At 61.5% G+C, this 22,810-nt stretch carries 17 protein-coding genes; 10 read left to right on the top strand and 7 right to left on the bottom strand.

What is annotated here, in order from left to right; all coding sequences use genetic code 11:
• Positions 1-11 precede the first annotated feature (11 nt).
• From FJQ89_RS21865 to FJQ89_RS21885, 5 genes are all read left to right on the top strand, one after another.
• Entirely contained in the window at positions 12-731 is a 720-nt protein-coding gene (locus FJQ89_RS21865) for a response regulator (protein WP_099760725.1), read from the top strand.
• Positions 728-1,129 (top strand): GTPase, encoded by a 402-nt coding sequence (locus tag FJQ89_RS21870; protein ID WP_141171684.1) that lies wholly within the window; start codon positions 728-730, stop codon positions 1,127-1,129. Before FJQ89_RS21865 ends, FJQ89_RS21870 begins: the two co-directional genes overlap by 4 nt.
• A gap of 152 nt (positions 1,130-1,281) precedes the next feature.
• Entirely contained in the window at positions 1,282-1,539 is a 258-nt protein-coding gene (locus tag FJQ89_RS21875; protein WP_071079509.1) for a BTH_I0359 family protein, read from the top strand.
• An 86-nt stretch (positions 1,540-1,625) separates the two neighbouring features.
• Entirely contained in the window at positions 1,626-2,405 is a 780-nt protein-coding gene (locus FJQ89_RS21880) for a class II glutamine amidotransferase (protein ID WP_096238274.1), read from the top strand.
• Positions 2,406-2,542: 137 nt separating this feature from the next.
• Positions 2,543-3,823 carry an EAL and HDOD domain-containing protein gene (locus tag FJQ89_RS21885; RefSeq protein WP_071079507.1) on the top strand — a complete coding sequence of 427 codons (1,281 nt, stop codon included), beginning with the start codon at positions 2,543-2,545 and terminating at the stop codon, positions 3,821-3,823.
• A 104-nt stretch (positions 3,824-3,927) separates the two neighbouring features.
• Here FJQ89_RS21885 and FJQ89_RS21890 read toward each other — a convergent pair whose 3' ends face one another.
• Both FJQ89_RS21890 and metH read right to left on the bottom strand, forming a co-directional pair.
• Positions 3,928-4,299, bottom strand: coding sequence for an SPW repeat protein (locus FJQ89_RS21890; RefSeq protein ID WP_141171685.1), 372 nt, complete (start codon positions 4,297-4,299; stop codon positions 3,928-3,930).
• A 112-nt stretch (positions 4,300-4,411) separates the two neighbouring features.
• Positions 4,412-8,206, bottom strand: a complete 3,795-nt coding sequence (metH, locus tag FJQ89_RS21895) for a methionine synthase (RefSeq protein ID WP_243136200.1) — start codon at positions 8,204-8,206, stop codon at positions 4,412-4,414.
• 516 nt (positions 8,207-8,722) lie between these two features.
• On the opposite strand from metH, the gene FJQ89_RS21900 reads away from it, so the two are divergent.
• Positions 8,723-11,194 (top strand): hypothetical protein, encoded by a 2,472-nt coding sequence (locus FJQ89_RS21900; protein WP_141171686.1) that lies wholly within the window; start codon positions 8,723-8,725, stop codon positions 11,192-11,194.
• A 77-nt stretch (positions 11,195-11,271) separates the two neighbouring features.
• Here FJQ89_RS21900 and fmt read toward each other — a convergent pair whose 3' ends face one another.
• Both fmt and def read right to left on the bottom strand, forming a co-directional pair.
• Positions 11,272-12,228, bottom strand: coding sequence for a methionyl-tRNA formyltransferase (fmt, locus tag FJQ89_RS21905; RefSeq protein ID WP_141171687.1), 957 nt, complete (start codon positions 12,226-12,228; stop codon positions 11,272-11,274).
• Positions 12,229-12,324: 96 nt separating this feature from the next.
• Positions 12,325-12,867, bottom strand: coding sequence for a peptide deformylase (def, locus tag FJQ89_RS21910; RefSeq protein ID WP_141171688.1), 543 nt, complete (start codon positions 12,865-12,867; stop codon positions 12,325-12,327).
• Between the two features lie 303 nt (positions 12,868-13,170).
• Between def and dprA the strand changes: the two genes are divergently transcribed.
• The 3 genes from dprA to FJQ89_RS21925 all read left to right on the top strand — a co-directional run bounded on the left by dprA (position 13,171) and on the right by FJQ89_RS21925 (position 17,873).
• Positions 13,171-14,274, top strand: coding sequence for a DNA-processing protein DprA (gene dprA, locus FJQ89_RS21915; protein WP_141171689.1), 1,104 nt, complete (start codon positions 13,171-13,173; stop codon positions 14,272-14,274).
• Positions 14,275-14,368: 94 nt separating this feature from the next.
• On the top strand, positions 14,369-14,833 hold the full coding sequence (locus FJQ89_RS21920) for a Smg family protein (RefSeq protein ID WP_141171690.1): 465 nt from the start codon (positions 14,369-14,371) through the stop codon (positions 14,831-14,833).
• Positions 14,834-15,206: 373 nt separating this feature from the next.
• The gene (locus FJQ89_RS21925) at positions 15,207-17,873 is read left to right on the top strand and encodes a DNA topoisomerase III (protein ID WP_141171691.1); all 2,667 of its coding nucleotides are present in this window, start codon (positions 15,207-15,209) and stop codon (positions 17,871-17,873) included.
• Between the two features lie 80 nt (positions 17,874-17,953).
• Here FJQ89_RS21925 and FJQ89_RS21930 read toward each other — a convergent pair whose 3' ends face one another.
• From FJQ89_RS21930 to FJQ89_RS21940, 3 genes are all read right to left on the bottom strand, one after another.
• Complete coding sequence (locus tag FJQ89_RS21930; RefSeq protein WP_141171692.1) at positions 17,954-18,679, bottom strand: hypothetical protein; 726 nt, start codon at positions 18,677-18,679, stop codon at positions 17,954-17,956.
• A 78-nt stretch (positions 18,680-18,757) separates the two neighbouring features.
• Positions 18,758-20,182: an alkaline phosphatase gene (locus FJQ89_RS21935; RefSeq protein WP_141171693.1), complete on the bottom strand. Its 1,425-nt coding sequence runs from the start codon at positions 20,180-20,182 to the stop codon at positions 18,758-18,760.
• Between the two features lie 29 nt (positions 20,183-20,211).
• Positions 20,212-21,663, bottom strand: a complete 1,452-nt coding sequence (locus tag FJQ89_RS21940) for an alkaline phosphatase (RefSeq protein ID WP_168208505.1) — start codon at positions 21,661-21,663, stop codon at positions 20,212-20,214.
• 270 nt (positions 21,664-21,933) lie between these two features.
• On the opposite strand from FJQ89_RS21940, the gene FJQ89_RS21945 reads away from it, so the two are divergent.
• Entirely contained in the window at positions 21,934-22,803 is an 870-nt protein-coding gene (locus FJQ89_RS21945) for an MBL fold metallo-hydrolase (RefSeq protein ID WP_168208506.1), read from the top strand.
• Positions 22,804-22,810 lie beyond the last annotated feature (7 nt).

Genomic DNA, 22,810 nt, shown 5'->3' on the forward strand with positions numbered 1-22,810 from the left:
GCAAGACACGAATGGCAAACATACTCGTAGTGGATGATGAAATGGGTATCCGTGAGTTGCTCTCGGAAATTCTGGGCGACGAAGGACATGCTATCCAGCTGGCCGAAAATGCGCAGCAGGCGCGTGAAGCGCGTGCCGCCGGCGCGCCGGATCTGGTATTGCTCGATATCTGGATGCCCGACACGGACGGCGTGACCTTGCTCAAGGAATGGCAGCGCGACGGCTTGCTGACCATGCCGGTGATCATGATGTCGGGCCACGCCACCATCGATACGGCGGTCGAGGCGACGCGTATCGGTGCCATGAACTTCCTGGAGAAACCGATTGCCCTGCAAAAACTGCTGAAAGCAGTCCAGCAAGGCTTGACGCGGGCACAGGAAACCGTGCGCGCACCGAGCGTGGCGCCGCGTCCCGTGGCACCCGTGGTGGCCGAGGAAAGCAGCCATCCCGTGCCCAGCTTTGGCGGCAGCGCACCGCAACAGCTGATGGTACGCCCGGGCATTGCCGTACCGGCAGTGGCCGAAGGCCATGGCTACAACCTGTCGTTCGACTTGCCGCTGCGCGAGGCGCGCGACGCGTTCGAGCGCATGTATTTCGAACACCACCTGGGCCGCGAAGGCGGCAGCATGACCCGCGTGGCGGAAAAAACAGGCCTGGAACGTACCCATTTGTACCGCAAGCTGAAACAGCTGGGCGTCGAACCGGGCAAGCTGGCCAAGAAAAACCTGTGACGGCAGCCGTGCGGCGTCCGACACCGCTGACCCTGGTCAGCGGTGGACGCGCCGCCGGGCGCGAGGCCGCCATCGCGCAAGCCTTGGCGCCTGGCGAGCCGGCCGCCGTGATCCTTGAGGGGCTCGCTGACGGCAACGCCATCCTGGCCGGCCTGGCCGGGCAAGCTTCCCCTTCTTCATCGTTTCCATTGCAACTGTTGCGCATCGCGCCCGGTTGCCTGTGCTGCAGCGGCAATCTCGTATTGCGTGTAACATTGAATCGTCTGCTGCGCCATCCTCCCGCGCGCTTGTTCATCAGCCTGGCCGACGCCACGCACATCGAACAATTGCGCGCCTGGCTCACTGCGAGTCCCTACGACGTCCTGCTGGCGCTACAAGCCGACATCGTGCTTTCCTGACGATTTCTCGATCGACTTACCGCAGTCGCAGTTTGCATCTCGTTACAACTCTGTAGCCCGCCTGGTGGCATGGCGCTTGAAATGGCGCCGTATCAGCCCCACCTCTGTTCTGAAACCGCAGGAGGCTCTCCTGCTTGAGCGAAGGATGCAAAATGAACTTGATCTATAACAGCGAACAATACAGCGTCGTGGAATTCGGCGCCGACGTCGACCTGGAAGCCCTGCGCTTTGGCGGCTATGAAATCGTCGACAAAGGCGGCAAACGCGAGACGTTTATCGCCGGCATCCTTGCGCAAAACTTCCGTCGCGACGTCACGGAATTGATCGCCAGCGAACCCAGCATGGAAGAGATCGATGAATTTTTGGGCAGCTACGATTCCCTCATGAGCCAGCCAGTGCTGTTGCACTGATAGTGGCTGTCTGATGGTGATCGCCACCATACCAATCTGCGGGGCGGCATGGTATGGTGGGCATGTTATCCAGCTGCAAACAGACCATGTGCCAACTTCTCGGAATGAATTGCAATGTCCCCACGGACATTGTCTTTAGCTTTACCGGCTTCGCCATGCGCGGCGGCCATACCGATACCCACCATGACGGCTGGGGCATCGCCTTTTTCGAGGGTGCCGGCGTGCGCCATTTCGTCGACCACCAGGCGGCCATCGCCTCGCCCGTGGCCGAACTGATCAAACGCTATCCCATCAAGTCGCGCAATGTCATCGCGCATATCCGCAAGGCCACGCAAGGCCAGGTGGCGCTGGAAAATTGCCACCCGTTCGTGCGTGAACTGTGGGGCCGCTACTGGGTGTTCGCCCACAATGGCGATTTGAAGCAATTTCATCCCGTGCTGACGGGCAGTTACCGCCCCGTCGGCTGCACGGACAGCGAACTGGCTTTCTGCTATCTGCTGCAGCAATTGCATGCGCGCTTTGGCGATGCTCCGCCGGCCTTGCCGCAATTGCATGCCGCGCTGGCGGAATTGTTGCCCAGCATCGCGGCCCACGGCACGTTCAACATGATGCTGTCGAGCGGCGAGGCGCTGTTTGCCCATTGCTCGACCAGCTTGCACTATTTGGTGCGACAACATCCGTTTCCAACTGCTAAACTCTCCGATGAAGACCTGAGCGTGGACTTTTCCCAGGTAACGACGCCCCAGGACCGCGTGGCCGTGATCGTTACCCAGCCGCTGACGACGAATGAGCAGTGGACGGCGTTTGCGCCCGGTGAATTGAAATTATTTGTCGACGGGATGGTGCAAGACACGCCAGTGGCCTAATTTGTTGACGACAATACGCTTGATTGCTGCCAAAATACCCACAGCGCGGGCGAAATTCAGCTAAAGTATTGTCAATAGTGAACCTTGATGCGGGCACGGCGCGGCCGGTGTCACTCGACCTGATTGATGAAGACTTAATGATCGATATTTCCAGCAACGACATCACCCCGAAACCCTTGCGCGTGCGCGAGTTCTATCTGGGGCGACAACCTATCCTCGACCGCAACCAGGCCCTGTTCGGCTATGAGTTGCTATTCCGCAACGCTCCGGTCGGCCCCGCCAACATTACCAGCGACCTGTCCGCCACGGCGTCCGTGATCGCCCATGCTTCCCAGCTGGGGATGGAAAAGGTCATCGGCGACGCGCTCGGTTTCGTCAACGTCGATGCCGACGTGATCATGAGCGACATCTTCGTTTTCCTGCCGCGTGAAAAAGTCGTGCTGGAAATCGTCGAATCGATGCCCGTCACGCCGGAAGTGCGCGCGCGCATCAGCGAACTGGTGGGCCATGGCTTCACCTTCGCGCTGGAAAACGTGGTAGCCGACACGTCGCAAGTGCAGGAATTGTTGCCGCTGGTGCAGTACGTCAAGATGGACATGAGCACGGTCGACCCGAAAGTGCTGGCAGCGCTGGCGCCCCGTTTCAAGCGGGAACACAAGAAACTGGTGGCGGAAAAAGTCGAGACGCGTGAAGAATTCAAGTCAGGCCTGGACCTGGGCTTCGATTATTTCCAGGGTTATTATTTCGCCAAGCCCGCCATTATGACGGGCAAGAAGCTGTCGCCGTCGCAACTGGCCGTGATGGAACTGATGACCCTGGTCACCTCCGACGCCGACAACATGGATATCGAGCGCGCCATCAAGCGCGATGTGTCGCTGGCTTTGAACCTGTTGCGTTTGGTGAATACACCGGCCGTGGGCGCACGCCAGCGCATCGATTCGCTGAGCCAGGCCGTTACCGTGCTGGGCCGTCGTCAGCTGCAGCGCTGGCTGCAAATCATGCTGTACGCGGAGCCAAGCAAGCGCGGCCATAGCATGACGCCGCTGCTGATGCTGGCCACCACGCGCGGCCGTTTGCTCGAATTGCTCGCGCATAAACTGCGCCCGAACCAGTCCCATTCGGCCGATATCGCCTTTACGGTCGGCATCATGTCCCTGATGGATACCCTGTTCGGCGTGCCGATGTCGGAAATCCTCAGCCAGATCGAAGTGATCGACGAAGTGGCCGAAGCGCTGCTGTCGCGCGAAGGCTTCTACGGCGACCTGCTGCGCCTGGCCGAATGCATCGAGCGCATCGAAGACATGGAAGGCGAGATCGTGCCGACCTTGCGCGACCTGGCCATGTCGCCGGACGACCTGGTGGAACTGGAAATGGCCGCGTATGAGTGGAGCGATAACGTTGTCAGGTATGCGCTGTAGGTCGGATTAGCGCGGCCGTCAGGCCACGCGTAATCCGACAACATTGTTGGCGCGTTCTTCAAAAGCCCTGCACGGCGATACCGTGACAGGGCTTTTTTGCGCCGCTACGCTGCCGCACCGGGCCAGTGCTTGTGCAGCTCGGGGTCGGTGCGCAATTCCCACAGGGCCAGCACGACGACGGCGATGCCGACGAGCAACTCGTTCCACAGGACGACGCGCTGTTCGGCCAGCCGCAAGATCCACGGCGAGGCGGCGACCCAGACGCCCACCAGCAGGTTGACGACGACGGCCCAGAAATACGTCTTGTACAAGTCGAAGGCGGCCAGCACGGCGATCACCAGGCCCGAGACAAAGGCATTGAGCATCTGCGGCGAGCCTTCGGGATAGGAAAAGGCCCAAGGCGAGACGAGCAGCCACAGGCCCAGCAACAGGATCAATTGATCTTGCCAGCGTTTCAGTTTGAAATTGCTTGCCATATATCCTCCTTAGCCAGTCAGGGTACGGGCCGGAGCGGGCATGCAGCATGCCGACCGGCATACTGCGTTAGTGCGCTGCGGCGCGCGATAAGTTCCGCGCGCCTTGTGCTTATCATGACAGATTGGGTGCCAGCCAGCGTTCCACGTCCTCGATGCTGGCGCCACGGCGCTTGGCCATGTCTTCCACCTGGTCCATGCCGATCTTGCCGACGACGAAGTATTTCGACTCCGGGTGGGCAAAATAGAAGCCGGAGACGGCCGCGCCGGGGAACATGGCATACGATTCCGTCAGCTGCATGCCGATTTCCTCGGCCTGCATGACCTCGAACATCTGTTTCTTGACCGTGTGCTCGGGGCAGGCGGGGTAGCCGGGCGCGGGGCGGATGCCCACGTATTTTTCGCCGATCATGTCGTCGTTGCTCAAGTGCTCGTCCGGCACATAGCCCCACAAATCCTTGCGCACGCGCTCATGCAGGTATTCGGCAAACGCCTCGGCCAGGCGATCGGCCAGGGACTTCAACATGATGGACGAGTAATCGTCGTGCGCATCCTCGAAGCGCTTTTCGTATTTCTCGATGCCCAGGCCGGACGTGACGGCAAACATGCCGATGTAATCCTTCACGCCCGATGCCTTTGGTGCAATGAAATCGGCCAGGCACTGGTTCGGCCGTTGCACGCCGTCGACCACGGGTTTGACGCCCTGCTGGCGCATGCCGTAATACGTAAACGCCACGCTACTGCGCGTATCGTCGGTGTACACCTCGATATCGTCGTCATTGACGCTGTTGGCCGGCAGCAAGGACACGACGCCATTGGCCGTCAGCCAGCGCCCGTCGATGAGCTTTTTCAGCAAGGCCTGGCCTTCCGCGTACACCTTGGTGGCCGCGTCGCCCACCACTTCATCCGTCAAAATGGCGGGGAAAGGGCCGGCCAGGTCCCAGGTCTGGAAGAACGGGCCCCAGTCGATATAGTTGGCCAGGGCGGCCAGGTCGACATTTTTAAACACGCGGCGGCCGATGAACTTCGGTTTCACGGGCGTGCAGGCGCCGTCGAAGGGCACGACCATCTTGTTGGCACGCGCCTGCGCCAGCGGCAGGATGGGCAGCGCCTTCTTGTTGGCGTGCTGCTCGCGGATGCGCGCGTAGTCGAGTTCGATGTCTTGCACATATTTGTCGCGCTGTTCCGGTGTCAGCAACGATTGCGCCACGGACACGGAACGCGAGGCGTCCGGCACATAGATCACGGGGCCTTCGTAGTTGTGCGCGATTTTCACTGCCGTGTGGGCGCGGCTGGTGGTGGCGCCGCCGATCAGCAGGGGAATCTTCAGCATGCGGAAGTGTTCGTCGCGCTGCATTTCCTTGGCGACATACGCCATTTCTTCCAGCGACGGCGTGATCAGGCCGGACAGGCCGATGATGTCCGCATTTTCCACCTTGGCGCGGGCCAGGATTTCCGAGCACGGCACCATGACGCCCATGTTGACCACTTCGAAGTTATTGCACTGCAGGACGACGGTGACGATGTTCTTGCCGATGTCATGCACGTCGCCTTTCACGGTCGCCATGATGATCTTGCCCTTTGGCTTGGCGACGATGCCCGTGCGCTTTTCTTCCAGCAGCTTTTCTTCCTCGATAAACGGAATCAAGTGGGCCACGGCCTGCTTCATCACGCGCGCCGATTTCACCACTTGCGGCAGGAACATTTTACCTTGGCCAAACAGGTCGCCGACCACGTCCATGCCGGCCATCAGCGGGCCCTCAATCACGTGGATGGGGCGCCCGCCATTGTGCAGCAGTTCCTGGCGCGCTTCTTCCGTGTCTTCGACGATGAATTGCGTGATGCCGTGCACCAGCGCGTGCGACAGGCGCGCCTGCACCGTGCCTTCGCGCCAGGCCAGGGTTTGCGCTTCGGCCTTGCCGCCCGCCTTCAGGGTGCCGGCAAATTCGATCATGCGCTCGGTCGAGTCTTCGCGGCGGTTCAGCACCACGTCTTCCACGCGCTCGCGCAATTCCGGGTCGAGGTTGTCGTACACGCCCACCATGCCGGCGTTGACGATGCCCATGGTCATGCCGGCCTTGATGGCGTGGTACAGGAAGACGGTATGGATGGCTTCGCGGGCCGGATCGTTGCCGCGGAAACTGAACGACACGTTCGACACGCCGCCCGAAATCTTCGCGTACGGCAGGTTTTCCTTGATCCAGCGCGTGGCGTTGATGAAGTCGACGGCGTAGTTGTTGTGCTCTTCGATGCCGGTGGCGACGGCAAAGATGTTCGGGTCGAAAATGATGTCTTCCGGCGGGAAGTCCAGCGCATCGATCAATAAATGATACGCGCGCGCGCAAATCTCGATCTTGCGCTCGAAGGTGTCGGCTTGCCCTTTCTCATCGAAAGCCATGACGATCACGGCGGCGCCGTAGCGGCGGCACAGCTTGGCCTGGCGCAGGAATTCTGCCTCGCCTTCCTTCATCGAAATCGAGTTGACGATGGCCTTGCCCTGCACGCATTTCAAGCCCGCTTCGATGACCGACCATTTCGACGAGTCGACCATGATGGGCACGCGCGAAATATCGGGTTCCGAGGCGATCAGGTTCAAGAAGCGCGTCATGGCCGCCAGCGAGTCGAGCATCGCTTCATCCATGTTGATGTCGATCACTTGCGCGCCGTTTTCCACTTGCTGGCGCGCCACGGAGAGCGCCTCGTCGTATTGCTCATTGAGAATCATGCGCGCGAACGCTTTCGAGCCCGTGACGTTGGTGCGCTCGCCCACGTTGACGAACAGCGATTCGTCATTGACGACGAACGGCTCCAGGCCCGCCAGGCGCAAGTCGTGCGATGGGGCCGGCACGGTGCGCGGCGTGTTCTTCGACAGCAACGCGCCGATGGCGGCGATGTGCTCGGGCGTGGTGCCGCAGCAGCCGCCCGCCATGTTCAAAAAGCCTGCGTCGGCGAATTCGCGCAGCAGGGCGGACGTGTCGGCTGGCAACTCGTCAAAGCCCGTGTCGCTCATGGGGTTGGGCAAGCCCGCGTTCGGGTAAATGCACACGAAGGTGTCGGCGATCTTGGCCAGCTCTTCCGCGTACGGGCGCATCAGGGCGGCGCCCAGTGCGCAGTTCAGGCCGATGGTCAGCGGTTTCGCGTGGCGCACGGAATTCCAGAAGGCGGGTACGGTCTGGCCCGACAAAATGCGTCCCGAGGCGTCCGTGACGGTGCCGGAAATCATCAAGGGCAGGCGCACGACGCTCGGATTTTGCTCGTAGAACAGGTCGATGGCGAACAGGGCCGCCTTGCAGTTCAAGGTATCGAAAATGGTTTCCACCAGCAGCACGTCGGCGCCGCCTTCCACCAGGCCCTGCGTCTGCTGCAGGTAGGCGGCCACCAGCTGGTCGAAACTGACGTTGCGCGCGGCCGGGTCGTTCACGTCGGGCGAGATCGATGCCGTCTTCGGCGTGGGGCCCAGGGCGCCGGCGACGAAGCGCGGCTTGTCCGGGGTGGAATACTTGTCGCAGGCGGCGCGTGCCAGCTTGGCTGCCTGGACGTTCATTTCATAGGCCAGGTGGGCCATGTGGTAATCGTCCTGTGCAATCGTCGTGGCGCCGAAGGTATTCGTTTCGATCAGGTCGGCGCCGGCCGCCAGGTAGCGCTCATGGATTTCCTGGATGATGTGCGGCTGCGTTAGAGTCAGCAGCTCATTGTTGCCTTTAACGAACAGTTCGCGCGCGCCACTGTCGGCCGGCGCGGCAAAATCGATGAAGCGGCCGGCGGGGCCGCCACGGTACGCTACTTCGTCGAGCTTGTATTGCTGGATGATCGTGCCCATGGCGCCGTCGAGGATCATGATCCGCTGCGCCAGAATGGCGCGCAAGGTGGCTTCGGTCGGGGACATGGCGGGGATCACGGTATCGTTCATTTCATGCTTTCAATAGGCAAACGGGCGGCGGCGCGGCGACAGGACAGGTACGGGGCGGTTGCGGGCCAGCAGGATCCGCTGACGGAGAGTGCCGGCCGGGTAGGGCAGGCAGAAGGTGGCAATCGCCTGATTTCACCGGGTCTAAAATTATACGGCATCAGGCTGCTTTGGTTTTAAGCAAAAGCGGCCGTTCGCCCCACGGCAAGCTTTCTTGCAACACATCGCCTTGCGCCTGGCCTGTTTCTGAAAAAGACATCCCTGAAAATTTTGCTCAAAATGTCAATTTTTCAGCCAATGCAGAGCGAGAGGAATGGGGTTCTACATAAAGTTTGCCAAGCAGATATTTCAATCATGATCAAAACTAATGGAATCAACAGCAGCAATAGTTGTCCTTAGGAATCGAATTAACCGATAATATTGGTTCCTCGAAAGTAAATTCCCACCAAAAGTCACCCATATGTCACATTTCTCTCGTCTCCTTCCCTGCCTCGCACTGCATCAGCATGGATGCCAGCCGTGAAAAACCATTTGCTTGTTGCATTGTTTGTCATGCTGGGCCTGTCCGCTTGCGGCGGCGGTGGCGGTGGTGGCGACACGGTGGTGACGACCACCTCGGGGAATCCCGTCGTGATTCCTGCCGTGACGGCCATCTCGGCGGCGAACGTCGCCGTGGGTGGCAGCCTGATAGTCACGGGCACGAATCTGAGCCGCGTGACGGCCTTCCAGGTGGGCGGCGTGCCGCTTGCTACCAGCGCCGCCAGCGACACCAGCGTGACCCTGTCCATGCCGGGCGTGCCCGTAGCGGGCGCCTTGAGCCTGGTCAGCGCCAGCGGCACGGCGGCCACCAGCTATAACGTCAATGTGTACCTGCCATTGAGCGTGGGCAGCATCGCACCAGCGACGGGCGGTGTCGGTTCCAGCGTGACGATCGCGGGCGGTGGCATGGGCGCCGTGACGGCGGTGCAGTTTGGCAATGGTGCGGCGGCGACGCCGCAAAGCCAGACGGCCGGCAGCGTGACCGTGGTGGTGCCCCTGGGCGCGGCAACGGGCGCGCTGACGGTGCGCGGTCCTTACAACGATGCCATCAGCAGCGATACATACAAGGTCTTGGCGAGCGTGGCCGTGACGTCGATCACGTCGGTTGTCAACAACGGGACCTTGTCGGTGACGCTGCAGGGCAGCAATCTCGACCAGGTCAGCTCGGCGTCGGTGGGCAATACGCCAGCCCTTATCGTCAGCGCCAGTGCCAGCCAGCTGCTGTTGTCTGCACCAGGCTCGGCAACGGGCGATGTGATGCTGTCAGCCGCTGAGCGCATCGCCGTCAATGCGGGTACGGTGTCGGCCTTTACCCTGGGCAGCATTGATTTCGCGCAGGTACTGAACCTGAACGCCAGCAATACAGCCTTGCGCCTGACGCGCGGCAAGCAGGCCGCCGTGCGCGTGTCCGTGCTGGCCTTGCAAGCGGGCCAGGCCAGCCCCGCCGTGACCTTGGTTGCGACCGCCGCCAATGGCAGCAACCTGGGCAGCATCAGCATGAGCGGTCCCTCGGTCTTGCCGACGGCGAAAAGCGATGACAGTTTCAATGGCAATTTCAGTGCCGTCCTGCCGGCAGGCTGGATCTTGCCCGGCGTGCGCGTGCGCGTAACGGCCGTGGGTAATGACGGTGTGCAAGTGAGCCAGGAAGCGGCGCCGGCGGTGGCCAGCCTGGCCAGGATTCGCCTGGTACTTGTGCCCTTGAGCACCGATGATGGCGTGGCACAACTGCCTGACGCCCAGGATATCCGCGCCGCGCTGCTGCGCGTATATCCATATGCGACGGAAAACATCAGCATCACCACGCGCGCTGCGCTGAGCATATCTGGCAGCAGCACGGCCGACAGCTGGTGGAGCAACGCCCTGGGGGCGCTGGACGACCGGCGGGTGCAGGAAGACAGCGGCGCCTATTATTATGGTTTCGTACCGAAAATGTCTGTCACCCGCGCCGCCGGCCTGGCCTACATCAACAACCGCAGCAGCGGCAGCGACAGCACCTCGGCGATCGGTCTGGACGCCAGCTTCGGCACCAGCGCGGCGTCCGATCCCTTCGGCAATGCCTGGCCTGAATGGCTGACGACGCTCGTGCATGAGCTGGGCCACAATCACTCGCTGCAGCACGTTGCCTGCGGCGGCGCGGCCGGCGCGGTCGCCGACTACCCGTATGCGAATGGCGAACTGGGCCCGCAACAGCTATACAACAGCAACTATGCGGGCAGCATCGGCCAGCTGAGCAAGGCAGTGTATGGCGGCACGCCGATGAAGGACGTGATGAGCTATTGCCGCGGCGCCTGGTTCTCCGACTACAGCTATGCGCGGGTGCAGCAATTCCTGGAAAAACGCAGCACGCAAATGACGGGCAGCAATGTGCTGGCCGCCAGCATGTCCGTGGCCGAAAATGGCTACCTGACCATTTCCGGCAGCATCACGCCGGCCGGTGTAAGCTTGCGTCCAGCCGTTGCCTCGTCCACGCGTGTGGGCGCAGCGGCCAGCGGCAGCGGCCAGGCGTACACCCTGCGGGTTCTGACGGCATCGGGAACGACTATCGACTTGCCCTTCGATGCGGTCACCGTGGCCGACCACGGCGGCAGCGCCATGCGCCACTTCCGCGTCAGTTTCGCCAACCCGGGCGATATCAGCGACGTGGAAGTATTGTCAAATGGTAAGCCATTGACCCGGTTGGAGCGTTCGGCGCGCCGCAGCAAGGCCGCCAACGATGGCCGCTTTGAGGTAGCGCAAAGCGCTGGCAAGCTGGCGCTGGTCTGGGATGCCCAGGCGGAGCCGTATGCGGCCGTGCTGCACGTGGCAGCCGATGGCCGCAAGACGCTGGTCGCCAGCGGCTTGACCGGTGGCAACGCTAGCGTTGACGTGAGCGCCTTGCCGACCGGCGGACGTTTCGAGGTCAGCCTGTCGTCGTCCGTGGGCGGACGTTTGATGAAGGTGCAGCGCCGCTAGGCAAGGGTGCTGGATGCAAGAAGGGCTTGCCGCGGCAAGCCCTTCTTTAATGCTCGTCGACAGACGATGCCGTGTCATCAAGTAAAGCGTTTGCCTTCCAGCGGGAAACCCTTGATGAATTCGGCCGCGGGCAGGCGCTTGCCGCCCGGTTTTTGCAGTTCCGTCAGGCGCAGGGAGCCATTGCCGCAGGCCACGACGATGCCGTGCTGGGCGTCGGCCGCCAGCACCTGGCCCGGCGCTTCCTTGCTGTCCGCTTCGAGTACCTCGGCGGCCCAGATCTTGATGGTGACGCCATCGACCTGGCCGCAGGCGCCGGGAAACGGATTGAAGGCGCGGATTTTCAGGCCCAGTTCCAGCGCAGGCTGGCTGAAATCGAGCGCCGCCTCGTCCTTGGCGATTTTTGCCGCGTAAGTGACGCCCGCTTCCGGCTGCGGCACGGCTTCGAGCGGCTGCTGCTGCATCTTGCGCAGGGTCTCGACGATCATCTTGCCGCCCAGGGTGGCCAGTTTGTCGTGCAGGCTGGCGGTGGAATCGCCCGCTTCGATGGGCGTGCGCTCGATGGCCAGCATGGGGCCCGTATCGAGGCCTTCTTCCATCTGCATGATGGTCACGCCCGTTTCATCGTCGCCGGCCTCGATGGCGCGGTGAATCGGTGCGGCACCGCGCCAGCGCGGCAGCAATGAACCGTGGATATTGATGCAGGGTTTGAGGTCGAGGGTGCTGCGCGGCAAGATCAAGCCGTAGGCCGCCACCACCATCACGTCGTAGTCAGTGGCCAGCAGGCGCTCGTGGGCCGCTTTTGCCTCGGCGGCGCGCTGCGGGTCCTTGCTGTCCATGCGCAGGGACAAGGGCTGCAGCACCTCGATGCCATGCTGCTGTGCATATTGCTTGACGGCCGAGGCGTGCATCTGCATGCCGCGTCCGGCCGGGCGGTCGGGCTGGGTCAGCACCAGCGGAATGTCGAAGCCCGCTTCGTGCAAGTCTTTCAGGGCCGTGGCGGCGAATTCAGGCGTGCCTGCGAAGATCACTTTCATATGGTTCCTTGACGTGAGGTGCGCAGGCCCGCGCCGGAGGCGCCAGGCTGGCATGGTGTAACGACGACTGTTGCTGCTTAGTCTATCAGCAGTGACTTAGAAACGGCGGTTCTGTGCGCGCAGATTGGCTTCGCGCTCGAGACCACGGACTTCCTTGATCATCTTGGCCTTGATGCGGTTGCGCTTGAGTGGCGACAGGTATTCGACGAATACCTTGCCCAGCAAATGATCCATCTCATGCTGGATGCAGACGGCCAGCAAGCCATCGGCTTCCAGCTCGAACTGCTTGCCGTGACGGTCCAGGGCGCGCACCTTGATGCGGGCCGGACGCTCGACGCCATCGTACACGCCAGGCACGGACAGGCAGCCTTCGTCGTAGACCTGCTTTTCTTCGCTGGCCCAGGTGATTTCCGGGTTGATGAACACTTGCAGCTGGTTTTTCTCTTCGGTGATGTCGATCACCATCATCTGGATATGCGCGTCCACTTGCGACGCGGCCAGGCCGACGCCAGGGGCGTCGTACATGGTTTCGGCCATGTCGTCGATCAGGGTTTGCAGGCGCGCGTCAAATTCGGTGACGGGCTTGGCGATCGTGTGCAGGCGAGGATCGGGGTAACGCAGGATATTTAATATGGACATACGGATTCGACTGGTTAAGGTGGGCGCGGTGCGCCTGATTATTCATGCCTGGGCCATGCGGACGATGGCAGGGCTATCTTATTTGAATACGCTACGGTGGGGCGCGTATGGCGCAACGGCGCGGCAGATGCGTTTGCCAGTGTGCTATTCGTTTGCTGCAAAGGGAAATTTTATCACAGACGCCCATGGCGCTGTGGATGCGGGGCCGTTTTGCAGCGCCATTGCACGCATCCTTGCGCGCATCGGTATCGCGTGTCTGCCAGGGCGCTAGCATGGGAGGGCACAGTACACAGTGAGGTTGTCATGCATGCAATTGCCACAACGGCAGACACGGCCACGGAACTGGCGGGCTGGCTGCGCCTGCAGCATCTGCACGGCGTGGGGCCGGTGGCGGCGCGCGCCTTGCTGACCCGCTTCGGCTTGCCGCCGAAAATCTTTGCCGCGCCGTTCGAGGCCTTGCGCGAGGTGGTGCCGGCCAGCGTGGCGCGTGCCATCGTGCAGCCGCCCAAACCGGTGGCCAACAGTCAGCTGGCGCTCACCCTGCAGTGGCTGCAGCGGCCCGGCAATGCCGTGCTGACCCTGGCCGATGCCGCGTATCCACCGCTGTTGCTGGAAATCGCCGATCCGCCGCTATTGTTATATGTACGGGGGCGGGCGGAACTGCTGTCGCGTCCCGGCGTAGCCATCATCGGCAGCCGCAATGCCAGCGCGCAAGGCATGCAGAATGCGGCCGCCTTTGCGCACGCCCTCAGCGCGGCGGGCCTGACCATCATTTCCGGGCTGGCGCTGGGCATCGACACGCACGCGCACGAGGGCGGCTTGCGCGGCGCCGGCGCCACCGTGGCCGTGATCGGCACGGGCGCCGATTTGGTGTATCCGCGACGCAACCTTGATCTGGCGAAAAGAATTGCCGAACAAGGCTGCATCGTCAGCGAGTACGCGCTGGGCTTGCCGGCCATGCCAGCTAACTTTCCGCGTCGCAATCGCCTGATCAGCGGCCTGGCGCGCGGCGTGCTGGTGATCGAGGCGGCCGCGCAATCGGGCTCCCTGATCACGGCGCGCCTGGCCGGCGAGCAGGGACGCGATGTGTATGCCTTGCCCGGCTCCATCCATGCCACCCTGGCCAAGGGTTGCCATGCGCTCATCAAGCAGGGCGCCAAGCTGGTCGAGTCGGCCGATGACGTGCTGCAAGAGTTGCAGTGGCTGGGCGGCGTTCCCCTCGTGCCGGCAGTGGTGGCAGACGAGACGCCGCTGCTGGCCGCACTGGGCCACGATCCCCTCGATGCCGATACCCTGGCCGCGCGCAGCGGCCTGGCCATGGGCGTGCTGATGGGCGAGTTGCTGGCGCTGGAGCTGGCGGGCCTGCTTGAACGCTTGCCGGGAGGACTGTTTCAACGCTGCAAATGACAGCTTGTCACTTGTGTGGCGGCCTTGCCGCACGGGCGCGCTTTGTCGGTGCGCACCCTTGTGTCGCAGCGAACTTAGCTGATAGAGTAGAGCCATGTTCGATATCCTGGTGTACCTCTACGAGACTTACTATCGCCCCGACGCCTGCCCCGAGCCGGCCGTCCTGGCGCGCAAACTGTCAGCCGTCGGTTTCGACGACGTGGAGATTTCCGAAGCGCTCGTCTGGCTGACAGACTTGAACGCCATGGCCGGCGTCGAGCAAACCCTGACGGCCAGTTCCACGGGCACGCGCTTCTATGTGCAGCAGGAAAGCGACGTGCTGGGCACGGCCGCCATCGGTTTCATCCAGTTCCTGGAAAGTGCCAGGGTGCTCTCGCCGCTGCAGCGCGAAATCGTCATCGAACGGGCGCTGGCGCTCGACGAGGCGCCCGTTTCGCTGGGCAAGCTGAAAGTCATCGTGCTGATGCTGCTGTGGAGCCAGGGCAAGGAACCGGATGCGCTGATGTTCGACGACTTGTTCGTTGACGACGAAGACCTGCCTCCCCGCCTATTGCACTAATAAAAATGTCCATGGCGGCGTTACAGCGTCTTGCCGTACTGGCGTACTGTCTGCGACGCTGCGCCTTGCCCTGAACATTTTTATGCTGTCTTGCGGCTGCCACTGCAGCCGTTGGGCCCGATCCTGGCGCCGCTGCCGCGCCATCGCCTCTAAGATGCCCTGCACCCGCGCGCACGCCAGCCCATTGTGTTTGCGCTGGCGCATTCTTGCTTGCAGATAACTTGCCGAATTCTTCAATAGGCGCTTATCATTGGCCGCTTGACAAGACCACAAGTCACAAGGCATTGCGCAGACAAAAGCGTCGGTGCCTGGCAATGCACTGTATGATGCGCATGCTGAAACTATCCTAGAGCATTTTTCGAGACCACAAAATATGACAAAAACCCTCATCATCGCCGAGAAGCCTTCTGTCGCGAACGATATCGCGAAGACGCTTGGCGGCTTTACCAAGCACGATGAGTACTTTGAATCGGATGAATACGTCCTGTCGTCGGCGGTCGGCCACTTGCTGGAGATCGCCGTACCGGAAGAATTCGACGTGAAGCGCGGCAAATGGAGTTTCGCGCACTTGCCGATGATTCCACCGTATTTCGCGCTGAACCCGATCGCCAAGACGGAAGCGCGCCTCAAAGTATTAAACAAGCTGATCAAACGTAAAGACGTTACCACCCTCATCAACGCATGCGATGCGGGGCGCGAAGGCGAGCTGATTTTCCGCCTGATCGCGCAAAACGCCAAGGCCAAGCAACCGGTCAAGCGCCTGTGGCTCCAGTCGATGACGCCGGGCGCCATCCGCGACGGTTTCTCGCACCTGCGCAGCGATGAAGAAATGCTGCCGCTGGCGGACGCGGCCCGCTGCCGTTCGGAAGCCGATTGGTTGATCGGCATCAATGGCACGCGTGCCATGACGGCGTTCAATTCGAAAGAGGGCGGCTTCTATCTGACCACCGTGGGCCGCGTGCAGACGCCAACGCTTTCCATCGTCGTTGAACGCGAAGACAAGATCAAAAAATTCGTGCCGCGCGACTTCTGGGAAGTGCGCGCCGAATTCGTCTGCGCGGCCGGTATCTATGAAGGCCGCTGGCTCGACACGAAGTTCAAGAAAGATGAGAACGACCCCGAGAAGCGCGCCGAGCGCCTGTGGAGCAAGACGGCTGCCGACTCGATCGCCACCGCTTGCCGCGGCCGCCAGGGCATCGTCACGGAAGAATCGAAACCGACCACCTCGATGGCGCCTGGCCTGTTCGACCTGACCAGCTTGCAGCGTGAAGCCAACTCGCGTTTCGGTTTCTCGGCCAAGAACACCCTGGGCCTGGCCCAGGCGCTGTATGAAAAGCACAAGGTGCTGACGTATCCGCGTACCGATTCGCGCCACCTGCCGGAAGACTACATGCCGACCGTGCTGCAGGCGCTGGAAACGGTCAAGGACAACAGCAACTACCACCAGTTCGCCAAGCAGATCATCGACAAGGGCTGGGTCAAGCCGAACAAGCGCATCTTCGACAATACCAAGATCTCGGATCACTTCGCGATCATCCCGACGACGATCGCGCCAAAGAATTTGTCCGAGCCGGAACAAAAATTGTATGACCTGGTCACGCGCCGCTTCATGGCCGTGTTCTTCCCGCCTGCGGAATTCCAGGTCACCACGCGCTACACGGAAGTGTCGGGCCATCAGTTCAAGACTGAAGGCAAGGTCATGACCAATCCCGGCTGGCTGGCCATCTACGGCAAGGAAGCGTCGACGGACGCGGACAAGGAAAGCAATGGCAACGGCAACCTGGTGCCGGTCGCCAAGGGCGAGAAAGTGCAGACGGAAAGCGTCAGCGCCAACGGCCTGGTGACCAAGCCGCCAGCGCGCTATACCGAGGCGACGTTGCTGTCGGCCATGGAAGGCGCCGGCAAGCTGATCGACGACGACGAGCTGCGCGATGCGATGGCTGGCAAGGGTCTTGGAACACCTGCCACGCGCGCCGCCACCATCGAGGGCTTGCTGACGGAACGTTATCTGATTCGCGAAGGCCGCGAACTGATCCCGACCGCCAAGGCCTCGCAGCTGATGACCTTGCTCAAAGGCCTGGGCGTTAATGAATTGACGGCGCCGGAGCTGACGGGCGAGTGGGAATACAAGCTGTCGCAGATGGAAAAAGGCAAGATTTCGCGTGAAGAATTCATGCGTGAAATCGCGCAGATGACGCAAATCATCGTCAAGCGCGCCAAGGAATACGACAACGACACGATTCCCGGCGATTACGCCACCCTGGAAACGCCGTGCCCGAATTGCAGCGGCGTTGTGAAGGAAAACTACCGTCGTTTCGCCTGCACCAAGTGCGAATTCTCGATGAGCAAGACGCCGGGTTCGCGCCAGTTCGAAATCGCTGAAGTGGAACAATTGCTGAAGGACCGCACCATCGGCCCGCTGCAAGGTTTCCGCTCGAAGATGGGCCGTCCGTTCGCCGCCATCCTGCGCATCGTGCGCGATGAAGAGATCAAGAATTTCAAGCTGGAATTTGATTTCGGCCAGAACGACGAAAGCGAAGATGGCGAAGGCGTCGATTTCACGGGCCAGACCCCCGTGGGACCTTGCCCCAAGTGCAACGCCGGCGTGTACGAAATGGGTCTGGCCTATGTGTGCGAACACAGCATGGCCAAGCCGAAGACGTGCGATTTCCGCAGCGGCCGCATCATCTTGCAGCAGGAAATCTTGCCGGAACAAATGGCAAAACTGCTCAACGATGGCAAGACGGACTTGCTGCCGGGCTTTGTATCACAGCGTACCCGTCGCCCGTTCAAGGCTTTCCTCGTGCGCGGCAAGGATGGCAAGGTGAGCTTCGAGTTTGAAGAGCGCAAGGCCAAGCCGGGCGCCAAGGCGAAGGCTGCAGCGACCGAGGTGGAAGGCGAAGAAGGCGCGGCGCCAGCGAAGAAAACGGCCGTCAAGAAAGCGGCAGCCGTCAAAAAGGCGCCAGCGAAGAAAGCCACGGCCGTGAAAAAGCCGGCCGCCAAAAAGGCGCCGGCAAAGAAAGCGGCAGCGGCGGAGTAATCTGACGCCAGCCAGACAGCCAGACAGCCAGACAAAAGCCAGGGATCGCTCCCTGGCTTTTTTTACGTCCCGAGGCTAGCTTAGTCCAGGTAGTCCGAGTATTCGCGCTGCGCGTAGTTCTGCAGATTCGCCCACGGCTGCGCCCTGCTGACGGTGGGCTGCAGCTTGACGTCGACCCGGCGATAGAAGGTGTTCGCGCGGTCGCCGCTTTCGATGACCAGCGGAATCTGTTTTTGCTCATCCCACAGGATGCGCTGGAACACGCCATTCTTTTCCACTTCGCGCCAGCGCGCGCCCGTCACGTTCGATGCCTGTTTCGACAGTGGCATGGCGGTGACCAGTTTCGGGTCCAGCAGATAAAAACTGTTTTCCCAGGAACCGTCGAAATTGACGTTTTCGTATTCGGCCTTGGGGATGGAGACGACGATCTTGTCGTGTGCATCGATGTATTCCACGCGCACGGTGTTCTTTTCCAGCATCACGTGGCGCGGGATCAGCACAGGATTGAAGTGCTTGTGTTCATGCTGCGTGGCCTTCAGCGCAACTTTGGTGTTGTCGCCATGCTTGTGGCCGGCATGCGCGTCGGTCGCTGGCGCCAGCACGCGCTCGACCCACACGTGGCCGGGGCGGCGCAGCATTTTTTCTTCGTAGCGGCTTTCGCGCGTCACGCCTTCCGGCGTCAGCACGCGGCTGTAATAGGTGATGCCCAGGTCCAGGTCGGCGGGAGCGGAAGGGGTTGCAGGAGCAGCTTGCGCGCTGGCGGCAAAGCCGGCGGCCAGGAGGACGGCGATCAGGGTCGATTTCATGGTGTTGCCTTTATCGTGCAAAGGGGGCGGAGGGCAATGCTGCCATCCGCCCCGGTGGGGTTACCGTGTTGATGCAGATCAGAAGCCGAAAGCCGCCTTCAGCAAGTCAAACACCTTGGTGTTGTCCAGCGTGCCCTTGAAGGCCTTGGCGCCGGCGCCCGTGGCCAGCAGCTTGACGTCGCCGCCGCCGTGGGTTTCGCTGGCCAGGCGCACGCCTGTTTCTTGCAGGTAGTTGTCGGACAGGGCCGTGGCGCTGTCGACGTTGGTGCGCAGGTCAGGGCGGTTCGGGCCGTTGCCGAACACCAGGGTGGTGTAGGTATTGCCGTCTTCATCCTTGCTTGGCTGGTTATCCTTGTAGCCGCGGTTGATGTCGAGGATAGGGTTGCCGCGCTTGCCGTAGCCGTTGAACGCCAGGGTGTGGTCGTGATCGGCCGTGACGACGATCAGGGTATTTTCCAGCTTCGGATCGGTTTCCCTGACCTTGTCGATGGCCGCCTTGATGGCGTCGTCGAAGGCGATGGTATCGACCAGCGCGCGCTTGGCATTGATGCCGTGCAAGGCGTGGTCGATGCGGCCGCCTTCGACCATCAGGAAGTAGCCAGCGCTGTTTTTCGACAGCAGGTCGATGGCTTTCAGCGTCATTTCCGACAGGCTAGGCTGGTTGGCGCCGTCGGCCGATGGCTTGGACGAGGTGCGGTCCAGTTCATAGTCGAGGTGGCTCTTTGCGCTGTACAGGCCGATGAACTTCTTGTTGCTCGGCGCGGCTGCCATTTCCGTCTTGTTGGCGGCCACGGTGTAGCCCTTGGCCGCGAATTCGGCCAGCAGGTCGCGGCCGTCGGCGCGGCCGGCCTTGTTGCTGGCCGACCATGGCGTGAAGTGGTTGCGTCCGCCACCCATCAGCACGTCCACGCCGTCGCCCAGGGCCGTGTTGTAGCCGGCGCCGCCTGGCGCCGTTTGCGCGGCGATCGCGTATTGCGCATTGCGGTTGCAGATGTGCGAGAAGGTCGTTGCCGGCGTGGCGTGCGTCAATTCCGTGGTGGTGATGGCACCCACGGCCTTGCCCTTGGCTTTCGCCAGTTCCAGGATGGTCGGCACGCTCTTGCCGCCGGCCGGGCAGTTGTTCACGCCCAGGTTGCCGTTGGCGTCGCGGCCCGGTTCCTTGGCGATGGTGTCCTGCGCCATCGAGATGACTTCATTGTTCATCTTGACGCCGGTCATGTAGGCGGCCATCGAGGGGGCGCTGTCCGTCGTTTGCGCATCGTTCGAGAACGTCTTGATGCGCGCCGTGCGTTCCAGCTTGTCCATGTTCAGGCTGCCCTCTTCCTTGTACTTGAAGATGCGCGCTGCCGTCACGACGGAAGGACCCATGCCGTCGCCGAGGAAGAAGATGACGTTCTTGGCGTCGGCGGCGTAGGCGCTGGCGACGCTGGCGGCCACGAGCGTGGTCAGCAAGGAGAGTTTCAGGGCCGATTTCAGTGCGGCGGGTGTCGATGCAAGTTTCATGTGCTTGTCCAATTCTTGTCTCTTGGGGATTACAGACCGCCGGCGGTCTTGACCAGGCCGAATACTGTGGTGTTGTCGATGGTGCCCAGGAAGGTTTCCGAACCTTTGCCGATGGCGCCCAGGAAGACGTCGGTGCCGCCATGGGTTTCGTTGCCTGCCGCCGTGCGGATCACCGCTTCCTGGTGGTAAGTATTGGCGCTGGTGACGGTTTCATCGAGGCTGGCCATGGCGGCGCGGCTCGATTGCGTGCGGTTTTCGCCATTGCCGAAGCCGATGATCGAATACGGTGCGCCGTCCAGGTCTTTCTCGACCGCGCCGGTAACGTAGTTCTTCACCACGCCCAGCACGCCAGGGTTGCCGGCAGCCGTCTTGCCCGTGCGCTTGGCGTAGCCGTTCAGCACCAGGGTGTGGTCATGGTCGGCCGTGACGACGATCAGGGTATTGGCCAGGGTCGGATCGGTCAGCTTGGCTTTTTCGATGGCGGCCTTGATGGCGTTGTCAAAAGCAACCGTGTCTTGCAGGGCCTTCTTGGCCGTCGTTTCGTGCAGCGCATGGTCGATGCGGCCGCCTTCGACCATCAGGAAATAACCCTTCTTGTTCTTGGCCAGGACGTCCATGGCCTTGGTGGTCATTTCCGCCAGGCTAGGTTCCTTGGCCGCATCGCGGTCCAGGTCGTAGCTCATGTGGCTGGAGGTAAACACGCCGAACAGGCGCTCCGTCTTGGCCGCATCGACAGCCTTGAAGTCGGTGGCGTTGTTGGCGATGGTGTAGCTCTTCGCCTTCAGCTCGGCCACCAGGTCGCGGTCGTCGGAACGCTTGCCGCCGTTCTTGAATGGCGTAAAGAATTGCGCGCCGCCGCCGAGCACCACTTCCAGGCCCGTGGTGCCCAGGGCGCTGTTGTAGCCCGTGCCGCCTGGTACGAGCGCTGCGGCGATATCGTTTTCCAGGTCGCGGTGGCAGATGTGCGAGTAAGTCGCCGCCGGGGTGGCGTGCGTCACGCGCGCCGTGCTGACGACGCCGGCCGCGTAGCCCTTGGCCTTGGCCAGTTCCAGCAAGGTGGTGGCGGGTGTGCCGTTGCCGGTGCCGCATTTGTTGACCAGCTTGTTGCCGTTGGCATCCTTGCCCGGATCGATGGCGAGCGTGTTGGCCGACATGGAAATGACTTCATTGTTCATCTTGACGCCGGTCATGTAGGCAGCCATCGATGGTGCGCTGTCAGTGACTTGCGCGTCGTTCGAGAAGGTCTTGACGAAGGCCGTTTCCGGCAAGGTGTCCATGGTCAGTGCGCCTTCTTCGCCTACCGAGTAGATGCGCGCGGCCGTCATGGTGGTCAGGCCCATGCCATCGCCGAGGAAGAAGATGACGTTTTTCGGCGGTGCTTCGGCCACTACCTCTTCTTTTTTGGCATCGCTGCCGCAGGCGGCCAGCATCAGGGTGATGGCGACGCTGCAGCCAGCGACGGAAATTTTTCTGCGTGTCATGTGGTTCATCCGGCTAGGTTTGAAAGAGCTAGCAAGATAACAATTCAATGTGACATCCTCATGACGCCGTGACACGTTTTGCGACACTGCTGCGCAGATGCAAGTGGCGTGGCTTTTGCGCGCGTCCTCGCTGGGAAAATACACCGTAGCGTGCCAGCCATCGCTAGATTGAATCGAAATATGCAACAAACTATTGCGTTTTATTGGGTTTTTCTACCGAATAAAGCAACGTAAGATGCATGCATCCCCATCATCTTGTGAAGGCACATCATGTTCTCCAAATCTATCAGCAGCGTTCTTGTTTCCACCCTGTTTGCCGCCGGCGCCGCTTCGGCCGCCGCCAGCGCCCCCCTGACCCTGGAAGTCTTCAATCCGGGCGAAGCGGCCATCTTCCCCGTCGCTTCCGTATTGGTCGCGGGCAAGCATGACGCCGTGCTGATCGATGCGCAATTCTCGCGTGCCGAAGCGCAAAAACTGGTGGAAAAGATCCGCGCCAGCGGCAAGAAACTGACGACCGTGTACATCAGCCACAGCGATCCCGATTTTTACTTTGGCCTCGACGTGATCAAGGCAGCTTTCCCACAGGCAAAAATCGTCGCCACGCCGGACACCGTGGCCGAGATCCGCCGCAAGGCTGACGCCAAGGTCGCCTACTGGGGCCCGATCCTGAAAGACAACGCGCCGCACAGCATCGTCATTCCCGAAGCATTGAAAGGCCAGCGCATCAGCCTGGAAGGCCAGTCGCTCGATATCGCCGGCCCGACGCCAGCGCGCACCTATGTGTGGATTCCCTCGATCAAGGCCGTCGTCGGCGGTGTGGTGCTGTTTGGCAACCTGCACGTCTGGACGGCCGATACGCAAAGCCTGCAATCGCGCCAGGACTGGCTCAAGACCCTGGACGGCATTGCCGCGCTGAAACCTGTCACCGTCGTACCCGGCCACTTCAAGGTGGGTTCGCCCCTGACGCCCGACAGCATCGGTTTTACGCGCGACTACCTGGTGACGTTTGAAGCGGAAACGGCCAAGGCCGCCAATTCGGCCGCGCTGATCGAGGCGATGAAAATGCGCTATCCGAAGCTGGGCCTCGATGGCGCTTTGGAAACCAGCGCGAAAGTGGCAAAAGGCGAAATGAAATGGTAAGCGGCAA

Source organism: Janthinobacterium tructae (assembly GCF_006517255.1).
GTDB lineage: Bacteria > Pseudomonadota > Gammaproteobacteria > Burkholderiales > Burkholderiaceae_D > Janthinobacterium > Janthinobacterium tructae.